The sequence below is a fragment of the Sphingomonas sp. BK481 genome, from assembly GCF_014194875.1.
In the GTDB taxonomy this organism is placed as follows: Bacteria; Pseudomonadota; Alphaproteobacteria; order Sphingomonadales; family Sphingomonadaceae; genus Sphingomonas; species Sphingomonas aerolata.
Map to the genome: position 1 here is coordinate 599,500 of NZ_JACIAP010000001.1, position 21,480 is coordinate 620,979.

Sequence of the window (21,480 nt, forward strand, 5' to 3'; positions counted from 1 at the left end):
GGGGTTGCGGGGCGCTCCTAAACGCTATCTTCACCTGTTTCCCTGCATAGCCCGTGCGAGTTTAACCGGCCATCGGACACCCGTTGCCGGGATGGCGCCAGGAGATCAGTGCCCATGCGTTCCGGACCCGTTTCCCGTTCCCTGTTCACGCTGGGGCTCGCCGCGTCGTCGCTGGCCGCCTGCAGCAGCACCGGCGGTCCGCCCGAACTGCCGCCCGCGGCCTATGTCGCGAACAAGGAGCTGCCGGGCGAGGAATATGTGATCGGCCCGCTCGATCAGCTCAACATCTTCGTCTGGCGCAATCCCGAACTGTCGTCGAAGGTCCAGGTCCGCCCCGACGGCCGGATCACGACGCCGCTGGTCAACGACATGTCCGCGGTGGGCAAGACGCCCGCCCAGCTCGCCGACGACATGAAGAAGGCGCTCGGCGAATATGTCAAAAACCCGATCGTCTCGGTGATCGTCGAGAATTTCAGCGGCACCTACAGCCAGCAGGTCCGCATCGTCGGCGCGACCGAAAAGCCCGCCTCGATCCCCTATCGCGCCAATATGACGCTGCTCGACGCGATGATCGCGGTCGGCGGGCTCAGCCAGTATGCGGCGGGCAACAAGGCGCGGCTGGTGCGCTACGACCGGGCGAGCGGCAAGCAGAGCGAGTTCTCGCTGCAAATCTCGAACCTGTTGAAAAAGGGCGATTCGTCCGCCAATGTCAGGCTTGAGCCCGGTGACGTCATCATCATCCCCGAATCGATGTTCTGAGGCGTGGCGGTATGAACGGCATCTATGACGAGGCGCGGGTCGCGCTGCACGCGATCTGGACGCGGCGGTGGCTCGCGCTCGCGATCGCGTGGGGCGTGTGCGTCCTCGGCTGGCTGTTCGTATCGCAGATTCCGAGCCGCTATGAATCGCGCGCGCGCGTCTTCGTCCAGATGCAGAACCTGCTGCCCGCGAGTATGGACCAGCCGTCGGCCTCGAGCCGCACCGACATCGACACGATCCGCCAGACGCTGACCTCCGCGGTCAATCTGGAGAAGGTCGTGCGCGGCACCGACCTTGCCAACACGGTCGCCAGCGACCGCGACGTCGCCGACCGCGTCGCCAGCCTCGCCCAGTCGATCAAGGTGACGTCGGCGCAGGACAATCTGTTCGAGATCGCGACGACCGCGGCGAGTCCCAAGCTCGCGCGGACGATCACGCAGAAGCTGATCGACATCTTCGTCGAGGGCAATCTGGCGGGCGACCGGACGAGCACCAGCCAGAGCCTCAGCTTTCTCGACAAGCAACTGGCGCAGCGGCAGAAGCAGCTGCAGGACGCGGAGGCCAAGCGCGCCGACTTCCAGAACCGCTATCTCGGCGCGCTGCCCGGCACCGGGTCGGTCGCCGACCGGATTGGCGCCGCGCGGTCGCAGATGGCACAGGTCGATGGCGATCTCGCCGCGGCGCAATCGGGGCTGGCCGCGGTGCAGGGCCAGATGGCCGGCGTCGCGCTGACGGTCGCGGGCAGCGGCGGCGTCGCCGGTGCGGCCGGACCCGCACGCGTCCGGCTGGCGGCGATCCAGGGGCAGCTCGCCGATGCCCGTGCGCGGGGCTATACCGAAAGCCATCCCGACGTTGTCGCGCTGCGCGCGCAGCTCGCCCAGGCGACCGCGGCAGCGCGGGGCGAACCGCTGTCGGGGGGCAGCGGCGCGGGCTCGTCGCCCAATCCGCTCTATGTCTCGCTGCAGGCGATGATGGCGGACAAGCAGGCGGCGGTCGCGTCGCTCCGGATCCGGCGCGCGCAGCTGCAGGGCGATCTCGACCAGCTCAACGCCAAGCTCTCCGAGGATCCGACCGTCGCCGCCGAACAGGGCGCGATCGACCGCGATTATCAGGTGCTGAAGGACCAGTATGACCAGCTGCTGACCCAGCGCGAACAGATCGCGCTCCGCGGCCAGGCGCAGTCGCAGACCGATCGCGTCAAGTTCAGCGTGATCGACCCGCCGACCACGCCGCAAAAGCCGAGCGCACCGAACCGGATGCTGCTGCTGACCGGCGTACTGATCGCCGGGCTCGGTGCCGGGATCGGCGGCGCGTTCCTGCTCGGTCAGCTTCGCGGCACGTTCGCTACCAGCGCCCGGCTCGAACGCGTCGCGGGAATGCCGGTGATCGGGTCGATCGGCGAAGTCGTGACGCGCACCCAGTCCGAGCTGCGCGCCAAGCAGTTCCGGATGTTCCTCGGCGGCACGGCAGCGCTCGGCGCCGCCTATGTACTGCTGCTGGGCGTCGAGATTCTGCAGCGTGGCCTGGCGGCCTGAGGACGTGACCATGCGTAGCAAGATCCCCGAATCGCACGAAGCCAGCGGCGAGCCGCCACGCGCGCCGTCGCTGCTCGAACGCGCCGCCACGGTCTATGACTTCAACCAGCACGTGCGGGCCCGGCCGCCGGTGCCGCCGGTCGAACCGGCACGCGCGCCTGAGCCTGCCGCCGGGCCCGTTGCGGCGTTCGAAGCCGACGCGTCGGACTCCGACGATGCGACCTTCCTCGCGATCCCGCCCGAGCTTCGCGCGCCGATCGGGCAGGAATTGCCTGACGAGTTTCATATGCCGTTTGTCGCCAGCGACACGGCGATGATCGATCGCGGGATGCTGGCGGCGAACGGCATGATGGTGCCCGGCGCGCCGGTCGGTCCGCTGGCGGAGGAGTTCCGCCTCATCAAGCGGCAACTGCTGATCACGCGCGCGCAGATCGAGGCCAGCGCGGTGCCCGACAAGGCGCGCACGATTCTCGTCTGCTCGGCACGCCCGAACGACGGCAAGACCTTCTGCGCGATCAACCTCGCACTCTCGATCGCGGCAGAGCGCGATACCGAGGTGCTGCTGGTCGATGCCGATGTCGCCAAGCCCGACGTGCTGCGGCAGCTCGGGCTCGACGATGGTCCCGGCCTGCTCGATGCGCTGGCCGATACGAGCATCGACGTCGAGACGCTGGTGATCCGCACCGACGTGCCGCATCTCTCGATCCTGCCCGCGGGCGACCGGACGACGATGGATACCGAGCTGCTCGCGAGCGCGCGGACCCGTGCGGTGCTCGCGCGGCTGCTCGCGGCGGATCCGCGGCGCATCGTGATCTTCGATTCGCCGCCCGCGCTCGCCGCGTCGCCCGCGGGCGTGCTCGCGATGCTGGTCGGGCAGGTCATGCTCGTCGTCCGCGCCGATCATACGCCCGAAAGCGAGGTCCGCGCCGCGGTCAACCGGCTCGACAGCTGCGAGCATATCCAGCTGGTGCTCAACGCGGTGTCGTTCGTCCCCGGCGGCGCGCGGTTCGGCAGCTATTACGAGCAAGGCGGCGCGCGGTGAACGACGTCCGCCTGATCCTCGGCGGCGCGGCGGCGCTGTTCGTCGCAGGGCCCGCGCTTGCCCAGTCCGACTCCGCGTCCGGTAGCGGGCAGGGCGCCCGGCGCGTCGTCGTCCGGCCCTATATCGAGGCGACGCAGATCCTCACCGCGGATCTCGGCGGCGGCGACGTGCTCACCTACACCTCGCTCGCCGCCGGCGTCGACGCCGCGGTGTCGACCGCGCGGATCAACGGGCAGGTCAGCTATCGCTACGAACGCCGCTTCGCCTATGACGACGATATCGGCGACACCGACATCCATTCGGGTCTCGCGCGGGTCGAGGCGCAGCTGACGCGCAACGTCTCGCTGGAAGCAGGCGGGATCGCCACGCGATCGCGCTCGGACATTCGCGGCGCCGCGCCCGGCGTGCTGGTCGGCAACGTGTCGAACATCGCGCAGGTCTATGCCGTCTATGGCGGCCCGAATTTCGCCGCGCAGGCGGGCGACGTCGCGCTCAACGCGAACTACCGGCTGGGCTATACCAAGGTCGAGACCCCGACCTTCGGCACCGCGGCGACCGGCGGGCAGCGGCTCGATTATTATGACGATTCGATCGGCCACACCGCGACTGCCAGCGCGGGCTTCCGGCCGGGCACGCTGCTGCCGGTCGGGCTGACCGCGAGCGCGGGGTTCGACCGCGAGACCGCGGGTCAGCTCAGCCAGCGCTACCAGGGCTATTTCGGCCGCGGCGACGCGGTGCTGCCGGTGTCGCCCTATGTCGCGCTGACCGCGGGCCTCGGCTATGAACGGATCGAGACGAGCCAGAAGGATGCGCTGGTCGATGCCGCGGGCGTCCCCGTGCTCGACCGCGACGGCCGGTTCCGGACCGCGCCGGGATCGCCGCGCCGCATCGCCTATCGCACCGACGGGCTCTATTACGACGCGGGCGTGATCTGGCGGCCGAACCGGCGGACCTCGGTCGAGGCACGGATCGGCGAACGCTATGGCTCGCTCAGCTTCACCGGCACCGCGACCTACCAGGCGTCGAAGGACGTCGGCGTCGCGGTCAACGTCTATGACGGCGTGCAGACCTTCGGCCGCCAGCTGCGCACCGGCCTCGCCAACCTGCCGACGAGCTTCCTCGCGCCCAACCAGGGCTTTGCGCAGCAGTTCAACGGCTGCGTGTTCGGCGCGACCGGCGCGGCGCCGGGCGGGTGCCTCGACGACGTGTTCCAGTCGATCTCCACCTCGAGCTACCGTGCGCGCGGGATCGACGCGGTGCTCGTCGCGACGCGCGGGCGGACGACCTTTGGCGGCGGGATCGGCTATGCCAATCGCCGGCTCTTCGCGCCGCGCGGCGCGCCCGGCCTCGTCGTCACGGGCCTCGAGGACGAGAGCTATTACGGCCAGCTCTATTTCGCGCGGTCGCTGTCTTCGGTATCGGGGATCAATGCGACCGCGTTCGTGAACTATTTCGACAGCCAGCTCGGCGGCGGTTTCGTCACCGCGGGCGATGGCGGGGTCTGGTCCTATGGCGCGACCGGCACCTATTACCGTAATTTCGGACGGCTCGGCACGACCGCGTCGCTCGGGTTATACAGCTTCAAGGTCGGCGACTTCGACAGCGACTGGTCCGCACAGGCGCTGCTCGGTGCACGGTATCAGTTCTAGGATATTTGGCAGATGTACGACGAACATTACGGACTGACGGGACGCCCGTTCCAGCTCACCCCGGACCCCCGATTCTGGTTCGAATCGGGGACGCACCGCAAGGCGATGGCGTATCTCGGCTATGGCCTGGCGCAGGGTGAGGGCTTCATCGTCATGACCGGCGATATCGGCGCGGGCAAGACCACGCTGGTCGGGCATCTGATGGACACGATCGACCATCAGAGCCTGAACGCGATCCGGCTGGTGTCGACCGCGATCGAGGCAAGCGACCTGCTGCGGATCGTCGCGACCGCGCTCGGTGTCGACCCGGCGGGGCTCGAAAAGGCGCAGCTGCTCACCGCGATCGAACGCGGGCTGCACGCCGTCGCGCGGACCGGCAAGCGCACGCTGCTGATCGTCGACGAGGCGCAGGCGCTGCCCGTGTCCGCGCTCGAGGAACTGCGGATGCTGTCCAACTTCCAGACCGCCGGGCACGCGCTGCTGCAGATCCTGCTGCTCGGCCAGCCCGAATTCCGTGACCGGCTCCACGGCTCCGACGGGCTCGAACAGTTGCGCCAGCGGGTGATCGCGATCCACCATCTCGACCCGATGGAGCCGCACGAGGTCGCCGACTATATCGCGCACCGCCTGTCGGTGGTCGGCTGGGAGGGCAATCCGGCGTTCACCGACGACGCGGTCGCCGCGCTGTTCGACGGGTCGGACGGCATCCCCCGCCGCCTGAACATGCTGGCGGGCCGCGTCATGCTCTATGCCGCGATCGAGGATCTGCGCGTCATCGACGGCGCCGTCGTCCGCGCCGTGCAGAGCGACCTGACCGCGGACCTGCCGACACTCGCGACGACGCCCGCGCCCGAGCCTGCCCCCGAACCCGCCGCCGAACCCACGGCAAAGCCCCGCGCCACGCCCGACCCCGCCACCGACCCCGCCACCGACCCGGCGGTCCTCGACCGGCTTGCGATGCTCGAGGCGCGTGTCGAGCAGCAGGACCAGGCACTGCGCCGCGTCCTGACCTTGCTCGTCGAGTGGGTCGAGGGTGACGAGCCCAGGCCCGATTACAAGCCGATCCGCGGCGCGTCGCACTGGCACGACGCGGCGTGATCCGGTGACGACGGCGGTAACGGCCGGCCCGATCCGCAACGGCATGTCGGTCGATGTCGAGGACTGGTTTCAAGTCGGCGCGTTCGAGACGGTGATCGACAAGGCCGACTGGGACGGCCTCCAGCCGCGCGTCGAGGCGAATACCGATGCGGTGCTCGCGCTGTTCGCCGAAAGCGGTGTGCACGCGACCTTCTTCACGCTCGGCTGGGTCGCGCACCGCTATCCCGCATTGATCCGCCGGATCGTCGATGCCGGGCACGAGATCGCGAGCCATGGCTGGGATCACCAGCGCGTCTTCACGATGGATGCAGCGATGTTCCGCGCCGACCTCGCGCGTGCACGCGCGGCGATCGAGGATGCGGCGGGACAGCGTGTCACGGGCTACCGCGCGCCGAGCTTCTCGATCGACCAGCGCACGCCCTGGGCGCACGCCGTGCTGGCGGAAGAGGACTATTCCTATTCGTCGAGCGTCGCACCGCTCGCGCACGACCATTATGGCTGGCGCGACGCACCGCGCTTCGCCTTCCGCCCGCTGGCCGACAGCGTATTGCTCGAAGTGCCCGTCACCGTCGCGCAGTTCGGCACGCGCCGCGTCGCCACGGGGGGCGGGTTCTTCCGGCTGCTGCCCGCCGCGCTGATGGATTTCGCGGTCCGGCAGGTGAATGCCGCCGACCACCCGGCGATGTTCTATTTCCACCCCTGGGAGATCGACCCCGCCCAGCCGCGAGTCGCGGCGGCGCCCTTGCGCTCGAAGATCCGGCATTATTCGCGGCTTGGCGCGATGGCGGGCAAGCTGCGCGGGCTGCTCGGCCGGCATGACTGGGGCCGCGTCGATGCCGCGGTCGCGGTCGAGGCGGGTCGGCTGCGGTGACGACGGCCACCGTGCGCGAGGCGGATCTCGCCGACGCGGACGAGCGCGCGCGGATCGCGGCGTTCGTCGATGCGACGGCGGCGGCGACGCCGTTCCACCTGCCCGCGTGGAGCATCACGGTCGCGCGCGGTTGCGGCCAGCGCGCACGCTATCTGGTCGCGGAGCGGGGCGGCACGATCACCGGCGTGCTGCCGCTGACCGAGATGCGATCGCCGCTGTTCGGGCGTGCGCTCGTCTCGGCGGGGTTCGCGGTCGATGGCGGCGTGCTCGGCGACGCCGCGGTCGAGCCGCTCGCGGCGGCGGCCTGGGATCTGGCGCAGCGGCTCGGTTGCCCGTCGGTCGAGCTTCGCGGTGGCGCGGTGCCCGCGGGGTGGGACAGCGATGCGGACAGCTATCTGGGGTTCGCGCGCGATCTGGCGGCGGATGACGATGCGGAGCTCCTCGCCATCCCGCGCAAGCAGCGCGCCGAGGTGCGGCGCGCGCTCGGCCTCGATCTCGACATCGCGACCGGCCGCGACCGCGCAATGCTCGCCGAGCATTATCGCGTCTATGCCGAATCGGTGCGCAATCTGGGGACGCCGGTCTTTCCCGCGCGGCTGTTCCGCTCGGTCGTCGAGACGATGGATGCCGACGTGCTGACCGTCCGCCACCGCGGCCGCGCGGTCGCGAGCGTGCTCAGCCTCTATCACCGCGGGACGGTCTATCCCTATTGGGGCGGCGGGACCGAGGCAGCGCGCGGCCTTCGCGCGAACGACCGGATGTATTTCGCGCTGATGGCGCATGCCCGCGCGCGCGGCTGCACGCGGTTTGATTTCGGACGGTCGAAGACCGGCACCGGCGCGGCCGCGTTCAAGAAGAACTGGGGCTTCACGCCCGTGCCGCGGCTTTATGCGAAGCGCAGCGACGGGCCCGCGCGCGAGGTCAATCCGCTCAACCCCAGATATGCGCTGATGGTGCGCAGCTGGAAGAAGATGCCGCTCTGGGCGGCCAATCTCGCCGGGCCGTGGATCTCCCGGGGTCTGGGGTGAGCGATCTGCTGTTCCTGGCGCACCGCGTGCCGTTCCCGCCCGATCGCGGCGACAAGATCCGCAGCTTCCACGTCCTCCGTTATCTCAGCGCACGCATGCGCGTCCATCTCGTCGCGTTTGCCGACGACGCGGCGGACCTCGATCCGCCTGCGGCCTTCACGGACATGCTGGCGAGCTGCACGATCCTGCCACGCGGCAAGTCGCAGGCGCGCGCCGGACTCGAGGCGCTGGCCACCCGCAAGCCGGTATCGCTGACGGCGTTCGCCGCTCCCGCCATGCAGGCCGCGGTCGAACGCATTCGGCCATCCGTCGACGGCATCTACTGTTTCTCGGGTCAGATGGCGCAGTACCTCCCCGCTGACGGGCCACCCGTGGTCATGGATTTCGTCGACATGGACTCCGCCAAGTTCGCAGGCTTCGCGGACGACTCCCGCGGCCCGATGCGCTGGATGATGCGCCGCGAGGCACGGCTGCTCGGGGCGTTCGAGCGGGGGGTTGCGGCGAGGGTCTCCGCCAGCCTGTTCGTCAGCGAAGCCGAGGTCGCCTTGTTTCGCACCGGCGGCGCGACCGGACGCATCCTCGCGGTCGAGAACGGCATCGATTCAACGACGTTCGACCCGGCGGGGAAGGTTGGGCAGGCTGGCAAGTCTGGGCAGGCCGCACCCCCATCCCACCACCCCGGCGAAGGCCGGGGCCCAGTTGGAAAGGTCGCAGTAACGGCGGACAGTCCGTCGCCATCAACGTCCCCCAACTGGACCCCGGCCTCCGCCGGGGCGGTAAAGAGTAAGGCGGTACAGAGTGCGGCCCACGCAGACCCACTGATCGTCTTCACCGGCCAGATGGACTACCGCCCCAATATCGACGCCGTGACCTGGTTCGCCCGCGACATCCTCCCCCGGATCCGCACGCGCCACCCGACAGCCCGGTTCGCGATCGTCGGCCGCGCCCCAACCCCCGCAGTGCAGGCGCTGGCAGGCGACGCGGTGATCGTCACCGGCGCGGTCGACGACGTACGCGGCTGGCTTGCCGCAGCCGATGTCTGCGTCGCCCCGCTGAAACTCGCCCGCGGCATTCAGAACAAGGTGCTGGAAGCGATGGCGATGGCGCGGCCGGTCGTCGCCTCGGCGGCGGCAGCGGAGGGCATCGACCACGCCGGCACGATCCGCGTCGCGGCGGACGCGAGCGAATTCGCCGCGCAGGTCCTCGCGCTGCTCGAAGCGCCCGCCGACGCGGCAGACCTCGGGCGGGCCGCGCGCGCGCAGGTCCTGCGACGCTATGGCTGGGACGCGCGGCTCGCGCCGCTCGATGCGCTGTTCGGAGTCGAGGGCAGCGGCCGGACCCCATCGTGACCGATCGCCCCGCGACGTCCTGGCCCCGGCATCTGCTTGCGCTCGGCATCGCGGCGATCCTGCTGCTCGCGCTGTTCCGCCGCGACGTCGCCGATCTGACGACGATCTGGTGGACCAGCACGACCTTCGGGCATTGTCTGTTCATCGCCCCGGTGATCGCTTGGCTGGTGTGGCAGCGGCGTGGCGCGCTCGCGCAGCTGACGCCGGTCGGCTGGTGGCCGGGGCTGGCGCTGGTCGCGGTCGGCGGGGCAGGGTGGCTGATGGGCGACGCGGCCTCGGTCAATCTCGCGCGGCACCTCGGGCTGGTGCTGATGCTGCAGGGCGCGGTCGTCGCGATCCTCGGCCCCAACGTCGTGCGCGGGCTGCTGTTTCCGCTCGGCTATGCGCTGTTCCTCGTGCCCTTCGGCGAGGGGATCGAGCCGCCGTTGCAGGCGGTGACAGTCGCGATCGTCATGCCGCTGCTGCATCTGGTCGGCGTGCCCGCGGTCGTCGACGGCGTGCTGATCCATGCCGGCCGCTATTATTTCGAGGTGGCGGAGGCGTGCTCGGGCGCCAAGTTCGTGATCGCGATGGTCGCGTTCGGGGTGCTGGTTGCCAATGTCTGCTTCGTGTCGTGGCGGCGGCGCGCGGTGTTCCTCGCCGTGTCGGTCGTCGTGCCGGTCGTCGCCAACGGGTTTCGTGCGTTCGGGACGATCTGGGCCGCCGAGCTGACCTCGGTCGAGGCGGCAACGGGGATCGATCATATCGTCTATGGCTGGCTGTTCTTCGCGCTCGTCATGGCGGCGGTGCTGGCGATCGGCTGGCGCTGGTTCGACCGCGCGCCCGACGATCCCGCCTTCGATCCTGCGCAGCTGCAGGCGGTCCCGCGCTATCGTGGCGATCTCGCCGTCATCACGCTGCTCGTGCTGGCGGTGGCATCGGCGTTTCCCGCGTGGAGTGCGGCGGTCGCCGGGCGGCGGCAGGCGCTGCCCGCGCAGATCACGCTGCCCGACGTGCCGGGCTGGCACCGCGTCGATGTCAGCGTCCGCGCGCCGTGGATGCCCTGGTATCCGGGTGCGGACCATTATCTGTTCGGCCGCTATGCCGACGCCTCGGGCGCGACCGTCGACATGGCGGTCGCGGTGTTCGGGCGGCAGGGCGACGGGCACGAGCTGATTGCGTTCGGCACGGGTGTGCTGCGCGAGGAGGATCGCTGGGTCCGCGTCGCGGACCTGCCCCCGGTCGCGGACGGAGCGGGTGCACGCGGTTCGGCGATGCGGATTACCGCGCCGGGACCCGTGGAGCGCATCGTCGCGACGTGGTACCGGGTCGGCGATGCTACCACCGATGACGGGATGATCGTGAAGATCGAGACGATGAAGGCGCGGCTGTTCGGCGGACCGCAGCGCGCGGTTGCGGTGCACCTGTCGGTCGAGGGCGGCGATCCGCGACCGATGGCGCGCTTCCTCGCCGCGCTCGGACCGGTCGGCACGATCGCCGATCACGCCGCGGGCCTGCGCTGAATGTGCGGGATTGCCGGGATCTTCCACCCGGGCACGCCAAAGCCGGTCGATCCGAACCGCATCCAGGCGATGATCGCCGCGCTCGCGCATCGCGGTCCCGATGGCGACGGCATCTGGACCGCGCCGGGCGTCGGGCTGGGGCATCGCCGGCTGTCGATCATCGACCTCGAAGGCTCGCCACAGCCGATGTCCGACGGCGAGCTGACGATCAGCTATAATGGCGAGATCTACAATTTCGCCGAGCTTCGCGCCGACCTGATCGCGGGCGGCGCGCGGTTCCGGACCAAAGGCGATACCGAGGTGCTGCTGCACGGCTGGCGCGCCTGGGGGCCGTCGATGCTCGACCGGCTGAACGGCATGTTCGCCTTCGCGATCCACGACGCCGGCGCCCGCGCGCTGTTCCTCGCGCGCGACCGGCTGGGGGTGAAGCCGCTTCATTATGTCGAACTGGCGGACGGGTCGGTGGCGTTTGCCTCCGAACTGAAGGGCCTGCTCGCCAACCCGCTGGTGCGGCGCGCGCCCGATCTGTCCGCGGTCGAGGATTACATGGCGCTCGGCTATGTCCCCGACGACGCCTGCCTGGTCGCAGGCGTGAAGAAGCTCGCGGCCGGGCATTTCCTGCTGATCGAGCGCGGGCGCGGCATGCCCGCGCCGCGCCGCTGGTGGGACGTCGATTTCTCCAACCGCGCGACCGGCTCGACCAGGGCGCTGGGCGAGGAACTGGTCGAGCGTATGCGCGCGGGCGTGCGGTCGCGGATGGTCGCGGACGTGCCGCTCGGCGCGTTCCTGTCGGGCGGGGTCGACAGCTCGGCGGTGGTCGCGCTGATGGCAGAGGCGAGCCCGCGCGCGGTCCGCACCTGCACGATCGGCTTCGACGAGGCGGGGCATGACGAGCGCGGCCATGCGACGACGATCGCACGCCGCTTCGCGACCGATCATGCCGAGCGCGTGGTCGATCCCGACGATTTCGCGCTGATCGACACTTTGGTCGCCGCGTTCGACGAGCCGTTCGCCGACGGATCCGCGCTCGCCACCTATCAGGTCTGCGCGCTGGCCCGCGAGCGGGTGACGGTCGCGCTGTCGGGCGACGGCGCGGACGAGGCGCTGGCAGGCTACAGGCGCTACCGCTTCCAGGCGGCGGAGGAGCGCGTGCGCGGCATGCTCCCCGCGCATCTCAGGACGCAGATATTCGGCGCGCTCGGCCGGCATTACCCCAAGGCCGACTGGGCACCGCGACCGTTCCGCGCCAAGTCGACCCTGCTCGCGCTCGCGGCAGGCGGGGGCGAGGCCTATGCCCGCTCGGTCGGCGTCACGACGCCAGAGGTCCGCGCGCGGCTGTTCTCGGGCGCGGCGCAGGCCGCGCTGGGCGGCTACCGCGCGGAGGAACGCTATGTCGCGACGATGGCCGCCGCCCCCGCGCGCGACGCGATCGACCGCGCGCAATATGCCGATCTCAAGCACTGGCTGCCCGGCGACATCCTGACGAAGGTCGACCGCACCAGCATGGCGGTCGGGCTCGAGGCGCGCGAACCGCTGCTCGATCACCGGCTGGTCGAGTTCTGCGCGACCTTGCCCGTCGGCATGCGGCTGCGCCACGGCGAGGGCAAATGGCTGATGAAGAAGGCGATGGAGCCCTATCTGCCCAAAGAAATCCTCTACCGCCCGAAAATGGGCTTCGTGACGCCGATCAGCGCCTGGTTCCGCGGCGCGCTGGCGGGCGAGGCGAGCGCGCTGGGATCATCGCGGATGCTCGCCGAGACGGGCTGGTTCGACATGGCCGCGATCACCGCGCTCGCCGAGGCACATCGCGGCGGGCGCGCCGAGCATGGCCGCACGCTGTGGCAGCTGATGATGCTCGAACGGTCGCTGAAGCGGGTGTTCGGCTAGGCCCGGCGCCAGCGTTCGCGGCCTGCCCTTCGACTTCGCTCAGGGCGAACGGAGGGGGCACACACACCCGCCGTCAGAGCGGCGCTTCGGGCCCGATCGCCTCGCGCATCCAGCGGTCGAACAGCTGCGGCCAGAGCGAACCCGGCGAACTCGCGGGCAGGCGGGTGCCGAACCCGTGGCGCCCACGCCGCAGGATATGCGCCTCGACCGGAATGTCGACGCGCCGCGCGGCGGCAAGCATGTCGAGGCTGTTGGCGACCGGCACCGTGTCGTCATCCTCGGCATGGACCAGGAACAACGGCGCGTCGCCGCTGCGCAGATTGCGGTCGATCGCATAGCGCGCCTGCATTGCCGGATCGGGATTGGGGCCGAGCAGCTGCGCCCGCGAGCCGCCATGGCTGCGCCCCGGATCCATGTTCGACACCGCGTACATCAGCCCGGCAAAGGCGGGCCGCGCCGACAGCCGGTCCGCGGCATCGACCGGGCGATAGACCTCGAGCCCATGATGGATCTCGAGCGACCCGGCGAGATGCCCGCCCGCCGAGAAGCCGAGCACGCCCAGCGTCTCGGGGTTGATCGCATAGCGCCGCGCATTGGCGCGGATCAGCCGCATCGCGCGCTGCACGTCGGACAGTGGCACGTTGGCGCGGTCCGCCCAGCCTTCGCCCGGCATCCGGTAGCTGAGCACGAACACCGTGATGCCGAAGCCGTTCAGCACCCGCGCGACGTCGATCCCCTCGTTGCGCAGCGAGGTGATCGAATAGCCGCCACCGGGGCAGACCAGCACTGCACGGCCATCGGGGCGGGCGGCGCGGAACACGCCGACCTCGGGCTGGACGACGCCGCGCATCTGCACGTCGCGGTAGCCGCCCGGGCGTCCGGTGATCATCGGGCGCGGGCGCGGCAGCGGGGTCGGCGCGCCTGCCGGAATGCCGGGCCACAGCGCAAAGCGCTCGGCGGGCGGCCAGACCGGATCGCCGGCGAGCCGCGCGCCTCGACTGGCGCTCCCGTTCGTCGCGGACTGGCCGGCGGCGTCGGAGAGCAGGGCGGCGGGGGCGATCCCGGCAGCGAGCGGCAGGGCGAGCAAGGTTCGGCGGTCGAAGGTCATGGCGCGGTAGCTAGCCGATCCCGATTGCGCAGGGGAAGGGGCGATCGACACGCATCGCCGGCAATGGTCCCGTCAGAATACCGCCATCGCCGCGTGCAGCGTGAGCGCGATCAGCGCGAGGCTCGACAGCAGGAACAGGATGAACCGCGTCTGCACCCGGTTCGTCGTCGCCTGCGCGATGCTGTGCGCGATCCGCAAGCCGACATAGGCCCAGGCGATCCACGCGTTGACCCCGTCGCCGGTATGGCTGAGCGCGAGCACCGCACACACCGCGTAGAACAGTGTCGGCTGTTCCATCAGATGGTTGTAGTTGTGCGCCTTCCACTGCGCACTCGCGGGCAGCGAGCGGTCCGCATCGGCGGCGCGGGTGCCGACGAGCTGGCTGAGGTCGACCCCCGCCGCCTTCATCGCGGGCAGCCGGGTCGCCAGCATCCAGAGCAGCATCACCAGCGTCCAGGCGATCAGCGCGACCATCGGCCGGAGGATTTCGCTGTGGATCAGGTCGTCATGCATGAAAAAGCCTCCCCCGGTTCCCCGGGGGAGGCTGCATCAATCACGCATCGGGAGCAATCGCGGAATCCTCCCCCTTGCAGGGGAGGATCAGCGCGCCCGCCTCAGGCCTTGTCGAAGCTCGCGCCCCACTTGCGGACCGGACGGTCCTTCCACAGGCCGCGGTGATAGGCGTCCGATGCGAGCAGCGGCATGACCGAACCCGCTTCGGCGAACACCATCTGCTCGATGCCGGTGTTGACCTTGCCCCACGACGCCGCCTCCTGCAGCGTCGACGACGAGCACGCACCATCGCGCACGTCGGCGACCGTGATCTGCACCGCGTACTTGTGGACCTGGACGTCGTCGTGGCCGAGAATCTCGGCGCAGACGACGGTGTCCTGGATGAAGTTCTTCGGCACGCCGCCGCCGATCATCAGCAGGCCGGTGGTGCCCGCCTTGATCTTGATCTCGGTGAGCTCGCGGAAGTCGGCGATCGCGTCGAGGACCATGTACGGCTTGCCCGCCTTCGCGGCATCGACCTGGTGCTTGACCAGACCGAAGCCTGCCGAGCTGTCGACGAACGCCGGGCAGAAGATCGGCACGTCATGCTCATAGGCGAGCTTGACGAGGCTGTTGTCCTTCTTGCCGTGCTCGACCAGATACTTGCCCATCTCGCGGATGAACTCGCGGCTCGAATAGGGGCGGGGTTCCAGCGTCTCGGCGATCTCGAAGATCGTGTGGTCGACGTGCTGGAGCTCTTCCTCGTCGATATAGGTGTCGTAGATCCGGTCGATCATCAGCGAGCGCAGCACGTCGTCGTGCGGCACTTCGAGCGCCTGATAATGCTTGTGGCCGAGGCCCTCGAAGAAATCCATGTCGACGATCGTCGCGCCGGTCGCGACGATGCCGTCGATCATGTTGTTGCGCAGCAGCTCGGCATAGAGATCCATGCAACCACCGGCGCTCGTCGAGCCCGCGATCACGAGGAAGATCGTGCAGTCCTTGTCGGCGAGCATCTGGTTGTAGATGTCGGTCGCACGGCCGAGGTCGCGGCTGGTGAACGACATCTTCTTCATCGCGTCGACGATCGGCCGCGCGTCGAAGCTGGTGATGTCGATATGCTCGACGGTGGTGGACAGGAGCTCAGCCTTGCGCTGCGCGTCGATGCGGGTGTCTTCGGTCATGGTCATCATCCTCAAACGTCGTCATCCCCGCGCAGGCGGGGATCCATAAACTCGGGGGCAGGTGGAGCCGCGCCGATAGCGTTTATGGATTCCCGCCTGCGCGGGAATGACGGTAGAAATAATAGGTAGTGGTTACAGCGTGACGACGTTGGACGCGAGGTCCTGGTACCGTTCGTCGTACAGCGAGACCATAGGTTCGTCGGTGACGATCACCGTCTCGTCCGATCCGAACCCGTTGAACGCGGTCCGCATCGCCGAGCCGTATGCGCCGAGCATGCCGATCTCGATATAGTCGCCGGCCTGGATGTCGGCGGGCAGCAGGAACGGCCCGGCCATGTGATCCATGTCGTCGCACGTCGGACCATAGAAGCTGAACTCCATGTCCTTGGCACGGCTGTCCGGCTCGCGGAGCAGCTCGACCGGGAAGCGCCAGCCGATATGCGCCGCATCGAACAGCGCGCCATAGGCGCCGTCGTTGATGTACAGCTCGGTCCCGCGGCGCTTTTCGACACGTACGATGATCGACGAATATTCCGCGCACAGCGCCCGGCCGGGCTCGCACCACAGCTCGGACGAATAGCTGACGGGCAGCGATTCGAACGCACGGTGGATCGTCTCGAAGAAACGCTCGAGCGGAGGAGGCTCCATCCCCGGATAGGAGGACGGGAAGCCGCCGCCGACGTCGATCACGTCGACCGTGACCGCCGCCTCGACGATCGCCGCGCGGACACGCTCCATCGCGTTCGAATAGGCCTCGGGCGTCATCGCCTGGCTGCCGACATGGAAGCAGATGCCGAGCGCGTCTGCTGCCTGGCGGGCCGCGAACAGCAGCTCCTTGGCTTCATGCGGTGCGGCACCGAACTTCGACGCGAGGCTCAGCTTCGAATGCTCGGACGACACGCGCAGCCGGACGCACAGCGTCAGGTCGGTAGCTTCGCGGGTGGCGCGCACGACCTTGTCCAGCTCTTCCAGGCTGTCGAGGCTGAAGGTGCGGACACCGTGCGTGAAATACGCCTCGGCGATCGCTTCCTCGGCCTTGACCGGGTGCATGAAGCACAGGGTCGCCTCAGGCAGCGTCCGCGCGACCAGGCGCACTTCGGCGATCGACGCCACGTCGTAATGCGTGATGCCATTGTCCCACAGGATCTGCAGGAGTTCGGGAGATGGATTCGCCTTCACCGCATACATCGAGCGGCCCGGGAATTTCTCGACGAAGAACCGAGCGGCGCGCGCAGCAGCGTGCGGACGAACGAGCGTGACCGGATTGACCGGGCGCCCCTTAGCGATGTCGATGCCGCCCCCGATGAGGGGAGTGTCGGCGGTCGAATGGGCTTTCGCTAACCCCAGCGCGATATGATGCTTGACCAATTCAAGGGACCTCCAATGTCCTGAGACAAATTACGAAAACACTGCCTTGCGGTTGGAAGTCCCATGGGGCAGCGGAAGCGCGATTTAGGGGCGCACGCCCCCCATGTAAATAGCATCTGCACCACAGGAGACGACGTGTGACGATTTTGCGACAGCCGACACGGGCCGGTGTCCGTGACGCGGCAGAGAAGATCGCGCGCATCCTGCCGCCGACGCCGCTGTTCGTGGCCGAAATCCGGGGGATAGCGGTCGCGTTCAAGGCGGAATCGCTGCAGCCGGTCGGCGCGTTCAAGATTCGCGGCGCCTGGCATCGGCTGACCGCGATTCCCGAGGCCACGCGGGCGCGCGGCGTCGTCGCCTTCTCGTCGGGCAATCACGCCCAGGGTGTGGCTTGGGCGGCGCGGCGACTCGGCATCGCCGCGACGATCGTCATGCCGTCGGACGCCCCGCGGACGAAGCGCGACGCGACGCTGGCGCTCGGCGCGGAGGTCGTCGCCTATGACCGCGCGACCGAGAGCCGCGAGGCGATCGCCGCACGGCTCGCCAAGGCGCGCGGCGCGACTCTGGTGCCGAGCTTCGACGATCCGTGGATCATCGAGGGGCAGGGCAGCGCGGGGATCGAGGCGCATGCGCAGATGGCGGCGCTGGGGCTGGGGTCGCCGTCGCGCATCGTCGTCCCGTGCGGTGGCGGCGGGCTTGCGGCGGGGGTCGCGCTCGCGGTCAAGGACGCGGCGATCACGGTGGTCGAGCCCGAGGGGTGGGACGACATGCGGCGGTCCCTCGAAGCGTCGTGGATCGAGCCGGTCGGGCCGAACCCGCCGCCGACCGCGTGCGATTCGCTTCAGACGCAGCGCGTGTCGCCGCTGACCTTCGACGTCCTGTCGCGGCGCGATGCGACCGGCGTCGCGGTCAGCGAAGCGGAGACCGCGGCGGCGCAGCGCTGGGCGGCGGAGCGGCTGCGGCTGGTGATCGAACCCGGCGGCGCAGTCGCGCTCGCGGCGCTGCTGGCGGGCAAGGTGCATCCCGAGCCCGGGCTGCTCGTCATCCTGTCAGGCGGCAATGTCGACCGCGCCGCCTATGCCGCGGTGCTGGCAGCATGACCGCCGCATTGACCGGCATCGCCGCCGCCGCGCCCGCCATCGCCATGCTCGGCATGTTCGCCTGCCTGATCGGCGGCATCACGCTGATCGTGAAGAACCACGACCGCCGCAAAGGCATACTCATGCTCGTGATGGCCGCGGTACTGCTAGCCAACGTAGCAATCTGGACCCTCTAACCCTCTCCCCTCGGGGGAGAGGGAGGGGCCCGCCGCGCAGCGGTGGGAGGGTGAGGGCACGTGGTGAAGCGCAAGGCTCCCCAACGTGCCCTCATCCGGCGCTTGCGCGCCACCTTCTCCCCCGAGGGGAGAAGGGAAGGGACTCACCGGATCGGCGAATTCGGATCCAGCCGCATGTCGAGATACTTGTCCACCGACCCCATCAGCTCGGGCATCTCGTGCTCGAAGAAGTGGTTCGCCTTCGGGATCGTGTCGTGATGGATCGTGATGTGCTTCTGCGTGCGCAGCTTGTCGACCAGCTTCTGCGTAGCCCCCGGCGTCGCGACCTCGTCACCCTCGCCCTGGATGATGATCCCGCTCGACGGGCAGGGGGCCAGAAACGTGAAGTCGTACAGGTTCGCCGGCGGCGCGATCGAGATGAAGCCGCGGATTTCGGGTCGGCGCATCAGCAGCTGCATGCCGATCCACGCGCCGAAGCTGACGCCTGCGATCCACGTCGTCTGCGCCTCGGGATGGAAGCTCTGCACCCAGTCGAGCGCGCTCGCCGCATCGGAGAGCTCGCCGACGCCGTTGTCGAACACGCCCTGGCTCTTGCCGACCCCGCGGAAGTTGAACCGCAGCGTCGCAAAGCCGCGCCGCTGGAAGGTCTTGTAGAGCTGCTGCACGATCGCGTTGTTCATCGTGCCGCCCGCCGACGGATGCGGGTGGAGGATCATCGCAACGGGCGCGCGCGGGCGCGGACCCGGCGCAAAACGACCTTCGAGACGGCCTTCGGGACCGGGAAAAATGACTTCTGGCATGGGCACTCGCGAGCTGGGATACGCACTCGGGTGGAGTGCCGGACGATGCGCGCTATATAGGTAATGCACCCCTTTTCGCAATTGGAACCGACCCTGTCCCGTAACGAACCCCGCATCTACCTCGATCACGCCGCCACGACGCCGATGCGTCCGGAGGCGGTCGCGGCGGTGATGGAGGGCATGGCGCGCTGGGCGAACCCGTCCTCGCCGCATGCCGAGGGGCGGGCGGCGCGGGCGGCGCTGGAGGGTGCGCGGCGGCGGATCGCGCAGGCGCTCGGCTGGCCGCACCACGTGATCCTGACCAGCGGCGCGAGCGAATCCGCAAGCCTCGCGCTACGCGGCCGGCCGGGCATCGGCGTGGCCGCGGTCGAGCATGACGCGGTCCTGCGCGCGGCGGACCGCCCGGTCATGCTCGACGTCGATGCGGGCGGCATCGTCAGGACCGAGGGGCGGGACTGGACCGCGCTCCAGTCCGCCAACAGCGAGACCGGCGTGCTCCAGCCCGCAACCGCCAGCCCGCGCATCGCCGACTGCGCGCAGACCGCCGGCAAGCTCCCGCTCCCCGACGCCGACATGATCATCGTCTCCGCGCACAAGCTCGGCGGCCCGCCCGGGATCGGCGCGCTGCTCGTCCGCGACCTCGGCCTGCTCGATCCGACCGGCGGGCAGGAGCGCGGCTATCGCGGCGGAACCGAGAATCTCCCCGGCGCGCTCGGCTTCGCCGCCGCACTCGAAGCCCCGCGCGACTGGTTCGCGCCACTCGCCGAGCTGCGCGCCGAACTCGACGCCGCGATCCTCGCACATGGGGGCGAGATCGTCGCGCAGGCCAGCCCCCGCATCCCGACCATCGCCTCCTACCGCATGCCCGGCGTCGGCGCGGCGGCGCAGCTGATCCGCCTCGACATGGCCGGGTTCGCGGTCTCGGCGGGCAGCGCCTGTTCGTCGGGCAGCATGCGGGCAAGCCATGTCCTCGCCGCGATGGGCTATCCCGCCGCCGCCGCCGCGCAGGTCGTCCGCGTCAGCTTCGGCTGGACCACGACCGCCGACGACGTCGCGCGCTTCGCCGAGGCCTGGACTCGCATCGCCCGCGACATCAGGGCGGCGGCATGAGCTATCTCGATTACCAGGCGACCACCCCGCTCGCGCCCGAGGCGCTGGCCGCGATGCTCCCCTGGCTCGAATCGCAGCACGCCAACCCGCATTCGCCCCACCGCGAAGGCCGCCGCGCGAAGGCCGCCGTCGAATTCGCGCGCGACCAAGTCGCGGCACTGCTCCCCCCCGGCGGCCGCGTCGCCTTCACCAGCGGCGCGACCGAGGCGCTCAACTGGGCGATCAAGGGCACGACCGGCCCGATCACGACGCTCGCCACCGAACACGCCGCCGTCCTCGACACCGCCGCGGCGGAAGCGGCGCGCGGCCGCGACGTCACGATCCTCCCCGTCGGCGCAGACGGGATCGTTGATAGCGTCCCGTCCCGCGCAGGCCTCGTCGCGGCGATGCTCGTCAACAACGAGATCGGCGTGATCCAGCCGATCGCCGCGCTCGCCGATGCCGCGCACGCCGCCGGCGCGCTGCTGCTCTGCGACGCGGTGCAAGGCTATGGCCGCGTAGCGATCCCCGACACCGTCGACCTGATCGCCATCTCCGCGCACAAGATCCACGGCCCCAAGGGCATCGGCGCGCTGTGGATCCGCGACGGCGTCACGCTCGCCCCGCTGCTCCACGGCGGCGGGCAGGAAGCGCCCGGCCGTTCGGGCACGCTGTCGCCCGCCCTGTGCGCCGGCTTCGGTATCGCTGCGCAGCTGATGGCCGACCGCAGGGATCAGGACGCCGCGCATGTCGACCGCCTCTGGTCGCTCGCGCGCGACCGGCTCGGCCCCGGCTGGACGATCAACGGCGCCACCGACCCGCGCTATCACGGCAATCTCAACATCCGCCGCGAGGGGCTCGACGTGAACCGGCTGATGTCCGACCTGCGCGACATCGCCTTTTCCGCAGGGTCCGCCTGTGCGAGCGGGTCGGGGCGGTCGAGCCACGTCCTGCGAGCGATCGGCCTGACCGAGACCCAGGCCCGGTCGAGCATCCGCCTCGGCTTCGGCCGCTACGCCACCGAAACAGACCTCGCCGCCGCGATCGACGCGATCGCGGCCGCCGCGGAAGGGCAATGGCCATGATCGTCCACTTCATCGCCCGCGACGGCAGCATCCGCAGCGTCGTCGCCACCCCCGGCGACCGGCTGCTCGACGCCGCGCAGGCGGACGGCCAGCCGCTCGAGGGCACGTGCGAGGGCCAGCTTGCCTGCGCGACCTGCCATGTCATCGTCGACGCCGCCGATGTCGCCCGGTTGCCGCCGGCGAGCGCGGACGAGGAGGACATGCTCGATCTCGCCCCCGACGCGACCCGGACCAGCCGGCTCGCCTGCCAGATCCGCCTGACCGAGGCGCTCGACGGACTGACGGTGCGCATCCCCGGATGACCGACCGGGCGAACCTTACAGAATGACAACGGCCGGTTCAGCGTCGAGCCACGGCG

At 69.7% G+C, this 21,480-nt stretch carries 20 protein-coding genes; 15 read left to right on the forward strand and 5 right to left on the reverse strand.

Going from position 1 to position 21,480, the window contains the following annotated elements; translation table 11 throughout:
- Positions 1-114 precede the first annotated feature (114 nt).
- Genes FHY04_RS02830 through FHY04_RS02875 form a run of 10 tightly spaced genes read left to right on the forward strand, consistent with a single transcriptional unit; the run spans position 115 to position 12,720 of the window.
- Positions 115-759 (forward strand): XrtA/PEP-CTERM system exopolysaccharide export protein, encoded by a 645-nt coding sequence (locus FHY04_RS02830; RefSeq protein WP_031393819.1) that lies wholly within the window; start codon positions 115-117, stop codon positions 757-759.
- 11 nt (positions 760-770) lie between these two features.
- The gene (locus FHY04_RS02835; RefSeq protein ID WP_183935301.1) at positions 771-2,294 is read left to right on the forward strand and encodes an XrtA system polysaccharide chain length determinant; all 1,524 of its coding nucleotides are present in this window, start codon (positions 771-773) and stop codon (positions 2,292-2,294) included.
- Between the two features lie 10 nt (positions 2,295-2,304).
- Complete coding sequence (locus FHY04_RS02840; RefSeq protein ID WP_183935302.1) at positions 2,305-3,336, forward strand: AAA family ATPase; 1,032 nt, start codon at positions 2,305-2,307, stop codon at positions 3,334-3,336.
- The gene (locus tag FHY04_RS02845; protein ID WP_183935303.1) at positions 3,333-4,985 is read left to right on the forward strand and encodes a hypothetical protein; all 1,653 of its coding nucleotides are present in this window, start codon (positions 3,333-3,335) and stop codon (positions 4,983-4,985) included. The genes FHY04_RS02840 and FHY04_RS02845 overlap by 4 nt, the downstream gene beginning before the upstream one ends.
- Before the next feature lie 12 nt (positions 4,986-4,997).
- Positions 4,998-6,083, forward strand: coding sequence for an ExeA family protein (locus FHY04_RS02850; protein WP_183935304.1), 1,086 nt, complete (start codon positions 4,998-5,000; stop codon positions 6,081-6,083).
- A 43-nt stretch (positions 6,084-6,126) separates the two neighbouring features.
- Positions 6,127-6,954, forward strand: coding sequence for an XrtA system polysaccharide deacetylase (locus tag FHY04_RS02855; RefSeq protein WP_183935470.1), 828 nt, complete (start codon positions 6,127-6,129; stop codon positions 6,952-6,954).
- On the forward strand, positions 6,951-7,982 hold the full coding sequence (locus tag FHY04_RS02860; protein ID WP_183935305.1) for a FemAB family XrtA/PEP-CTERM system-associated protein: 1,032 nt from the start codon (positions 6,951-6,953) through the stop codon (positions 7,980-7,982). Before FHY04_RS02855 ends, FHY04_RS02860 begins: the two co-directional genes overlap by 4 nt.
- A complete protein-coding gene (locus FHY04_RS02865; protein WP_311723405.1) occupies positions 7,979-9,331 on the forward strand; it encodes a glycosyltransferase in 1,353 nt (450 codons plus the stop codon). The genes FHY04_RS02860 and FHY04_RS02865 overlap by 4 nt, the downstream gene beginning before the upstream one ends.
- The gene (xrtA, locus tag FHY04_RS02870; RefSeq protein WP_311723406.1) at positions 9,328-10,833 is read left to right on the forward strand and encodes an exosortase A; all 1,506 of its coding nucleotides are present in this window, start codon (positions 9,328-9,330) and stop codon (positions 10,831-10,833) included. The genes FHY04_RS02865 and xrtA overlap by 4 nt, the downstream gene beginning before the upstream one ends.
- Positions 10,834-12,720, forward strand: a complete 1,887-nt coding sequence (locus tag FHY04_RS02875) for an XrtA/PEP-CTERM system amidotransferase (RefSeq protein WP_183935306.1) — start codon at positions 10,834-10,836, stop codon at positions 12,718-12,720.
- A 73-nt stretch (positions 12,721-12,793) separates the two neighbouring features.
- Here the strand turns inward: FHY04_RS02875 and FHY04_RS02880 are convergent, their stop codons facing one another.
- The 4 genes from FHY04_RS02880 to FHY04_RS02895 form a co-directional block, all read right to left on the reverse strand.
- Entirely contained in the window at positions 12,794-13,828 is a 1,035-nt protein-coding gene (locus FHY04_RS02880; protein WP_183935307.1) for an alpha/beta hydrolase, read from the reverse strand.
- A 72-nt stretch (positions 13,829-13,900) separates the two neighbouring features.
- The gene (locus FHY04_RS02885) at positions 13,901-14,326 is read right to left on the reverse strand and encodes an MAPEG family protein (protein ID WP_031440748.1); all 426 of its coding nucleotides are present in this window, start codon (positions 14,324-14,326) and stop codon (positions 13,901-13,903) included.
- 116 nt (positions 14,327-14,442) lie between these two features.
- Positions 14,443-15,504, reverse strand: a complete 1,062-nt coding sequence (locus FHY04_RS02890; protein ID WP_056015723.1) for a 1,9-bis(guanidino)-5-aza-nonane synthase — start codon at positions 15,502-15,504, stop codon at positions 14,443-14,445.
- A gap of 132 nt (positions 15,505-15,636) precedes the next feature.
- Positions 15,637-16,872, reverse strand: a complete 1,236-nt coding sequence (locus FHY04_RS02895; protein ID WP_031440749.1) for a type III PLP-dependent enzyme — start codon at positions 16,870-16,872, stop codon at positions 15,637-15,639.
- A 137-nt stretch (positions 16,873-17,009) separates the two neighbouring features.
- Between FHY04_RS02895 and FHY04_RS02900 the strand changes: the two genes are divergently transcribed.
- The gene (locus FHY04_RS02900) at positions 17,010-17,972 is read left to right on the forward strand and encodes a threonine/serine dehydratase (protein ID WP_183935308.1); all 963 of its coding nucleotides are present in this window, start codon (positions 17,010-17,012) and stop codon (positions 17,970-17,972) included.
- Positions 17,969-18,148, forward strand: coding sequence for a hypothetical protein (locus FHY04_RS02905; protein ID WP_183935309.1), 180 nt, complete (start codon positions 17,969-17,971; stop codon positions 18,146-18,148). Before FHY04_RS02900 ends, FHY04_RS02905 begins: the two co-directional genes overlap by 4 nt.
- A 143-nt stretch (positions 18,149-18,291) precedes the next feature.
- On the opposite strand, the gene FHY04_RS02910 is transcribed toward FHY04_RS02905, so the two are convergent.
- Positions 18,292-18,948, reverse strand: coding sequence for an alpha/beta hydrolase (locus FHY04_RS02910; RefSeq protein WP_031395613.1), 657 nt, complete (start codon positions 18,946-18,948; stop codon positions 18,292-18,294).
- A gap of 81 nt (positions 18,949-19,029) precedes the next feature.
- Between FHY04_RS02910 and FHY04_RS02915 the strand changes: the two genes are divergently transcribed.
- Genes FHY04_RS02915 through FHY04_RS02925 form a run of 3 tightly spaced genes read left to right on the forward strand, consistent with a single transcriptional unit; the run spans position 19,030 to position 21,424 of the window.
- Positions 19,030-20,058: a cysteine desulfurase family protein gene (locus FHY04_RS02915; RefSeq protein WP_260171276.1), complete on the forward strand. Its 1,029-nt coding sequence runs from the start codon at positions 19,030-19,032 to the stop codon at positions 20,056-20,058.
- On the forward strand, positions 20,055-21,122 hold the full coding sequence (locus tag FHY04_RS02920) for a cysteine desulfurase family protein (protein ID WP_183935311.1): 1,068 nt from the start codon (positions 20,055-20,057) through the stop codon (positions 21,120-21,122). The genes FHY04_RS02915 and FHY04_RS02920 overlap by 4 nt, the downstream gene beginning before the upstream one ends.
- Positions 21,113-21,424: a 2Fe-2S iron-sulfur cluster-binding protein gene (locus FHY04_RS02925; protein WP_183935312.1), complete on the forward strand. Its 312-nt coding sequence runs from the start codon at positions 21,113-21,115 to the stop codon at positions 21,422-21,424. The genes FHY04_RS02920 and FHY04_RS02925 overlap by 10 nt, the downstream gene beginning before the upstream one ends.
- Positions 21,425-21,480: the final 56 nt, after the last annotated feature.

What these genes read in the sequence shown, in the direction of transcription:
- FHY04_RS02855 (WP_183935470.1), top strand. Translation starts at nt 6,127, where the DNA reads ATGTCGGTCGATGTCGAGGACTGGTTTCAAGTCGGCGCGTTCGAGACG.
- FHY04_RS02910 (WP_031395613.1), bottom strand. Translation starts at nt 18,948, where the DNA reads ATGCCAGAAGTCATTTTTCCCGGTCCCGAAGGCCGTCTCGAAGGTCGT.
- FHY04_RS02920 (WP_183935311.1), top strand. Translation starts at nt 20,055, where the DNA reads ATGAGCTATCTCGATTACCAGGCGACCACCCCGCTCGCGCCCGAGGCG.
- FHY04_RS02830 (WP_031393819.1), top strand. Translation starts at nt 115, where the DNA reads ATGCGTTCCGGACCCGTTTCCCGTTCCCTGTTCACGCTGGGGCTCGCC.
- FHY04_RS02890 (WP_056015723.1), bottom strand. Translation starts at nt 15,504, where the DNA reads ATGACCGAAGACACCCGCATCGACGCGCAGCGCAAGGCTGAGCTCCTG.
- FHY04_RS02875 (WP_183935306.1), top strand. Translation starts at nt 10,834, where the DNA reads ATGTGCGGGATTGCCGGGATCTTCCACCCGGGCACGCCAAAGCCGGTC.
- FHY04_RS02925 (WP_183935312.1), top strand. Translation starts at nt 21,113, where the DNA reads ATGGCCATGATCGTCCACTTCATCGCCCGCGACGGCAGCATCCGCAGC.
- FHY04_RS02880 (WP_183935307.1), bottom strand. Translation starts at nt 13,828, where the DNA reads ATGACCTTCGACCGCCGAACCTTGCTCGCCCTGCCGCTCGCTGCCGGG.
- FHY04_RS02835 (WP_183935301.1), top strand. Translation starts at nt 771, where the DNA reads ATGAACGGCATCTATGACGAGGCGCGGGTCGCGCTGCACGCGATCTGG.
- FHY04_RS02905 (WP_183935309.1), top strand. Translation starts at nt 17,969, where the DNA reads ATGACCGCCGCATTGACCGGCATCGCCGCCGCCGCGCCCGCCATCGCC.
- FHY04_RS02840 (WP_183935302.1), top strand. Translation starts at nt 2,305, where the DNA reads ATGCGTAGCAAGATCCCCGAATCGCACGAAGCCAGCGGCGAGCCGCCA.
- FHY04_RS02850 (WP_183935304.1), top strand. Translation starts at nt 4,998, where the DNA reads ATGTACGACGAACATTACGGACTGACGGGACGCCCGTTCCAGCTCACC.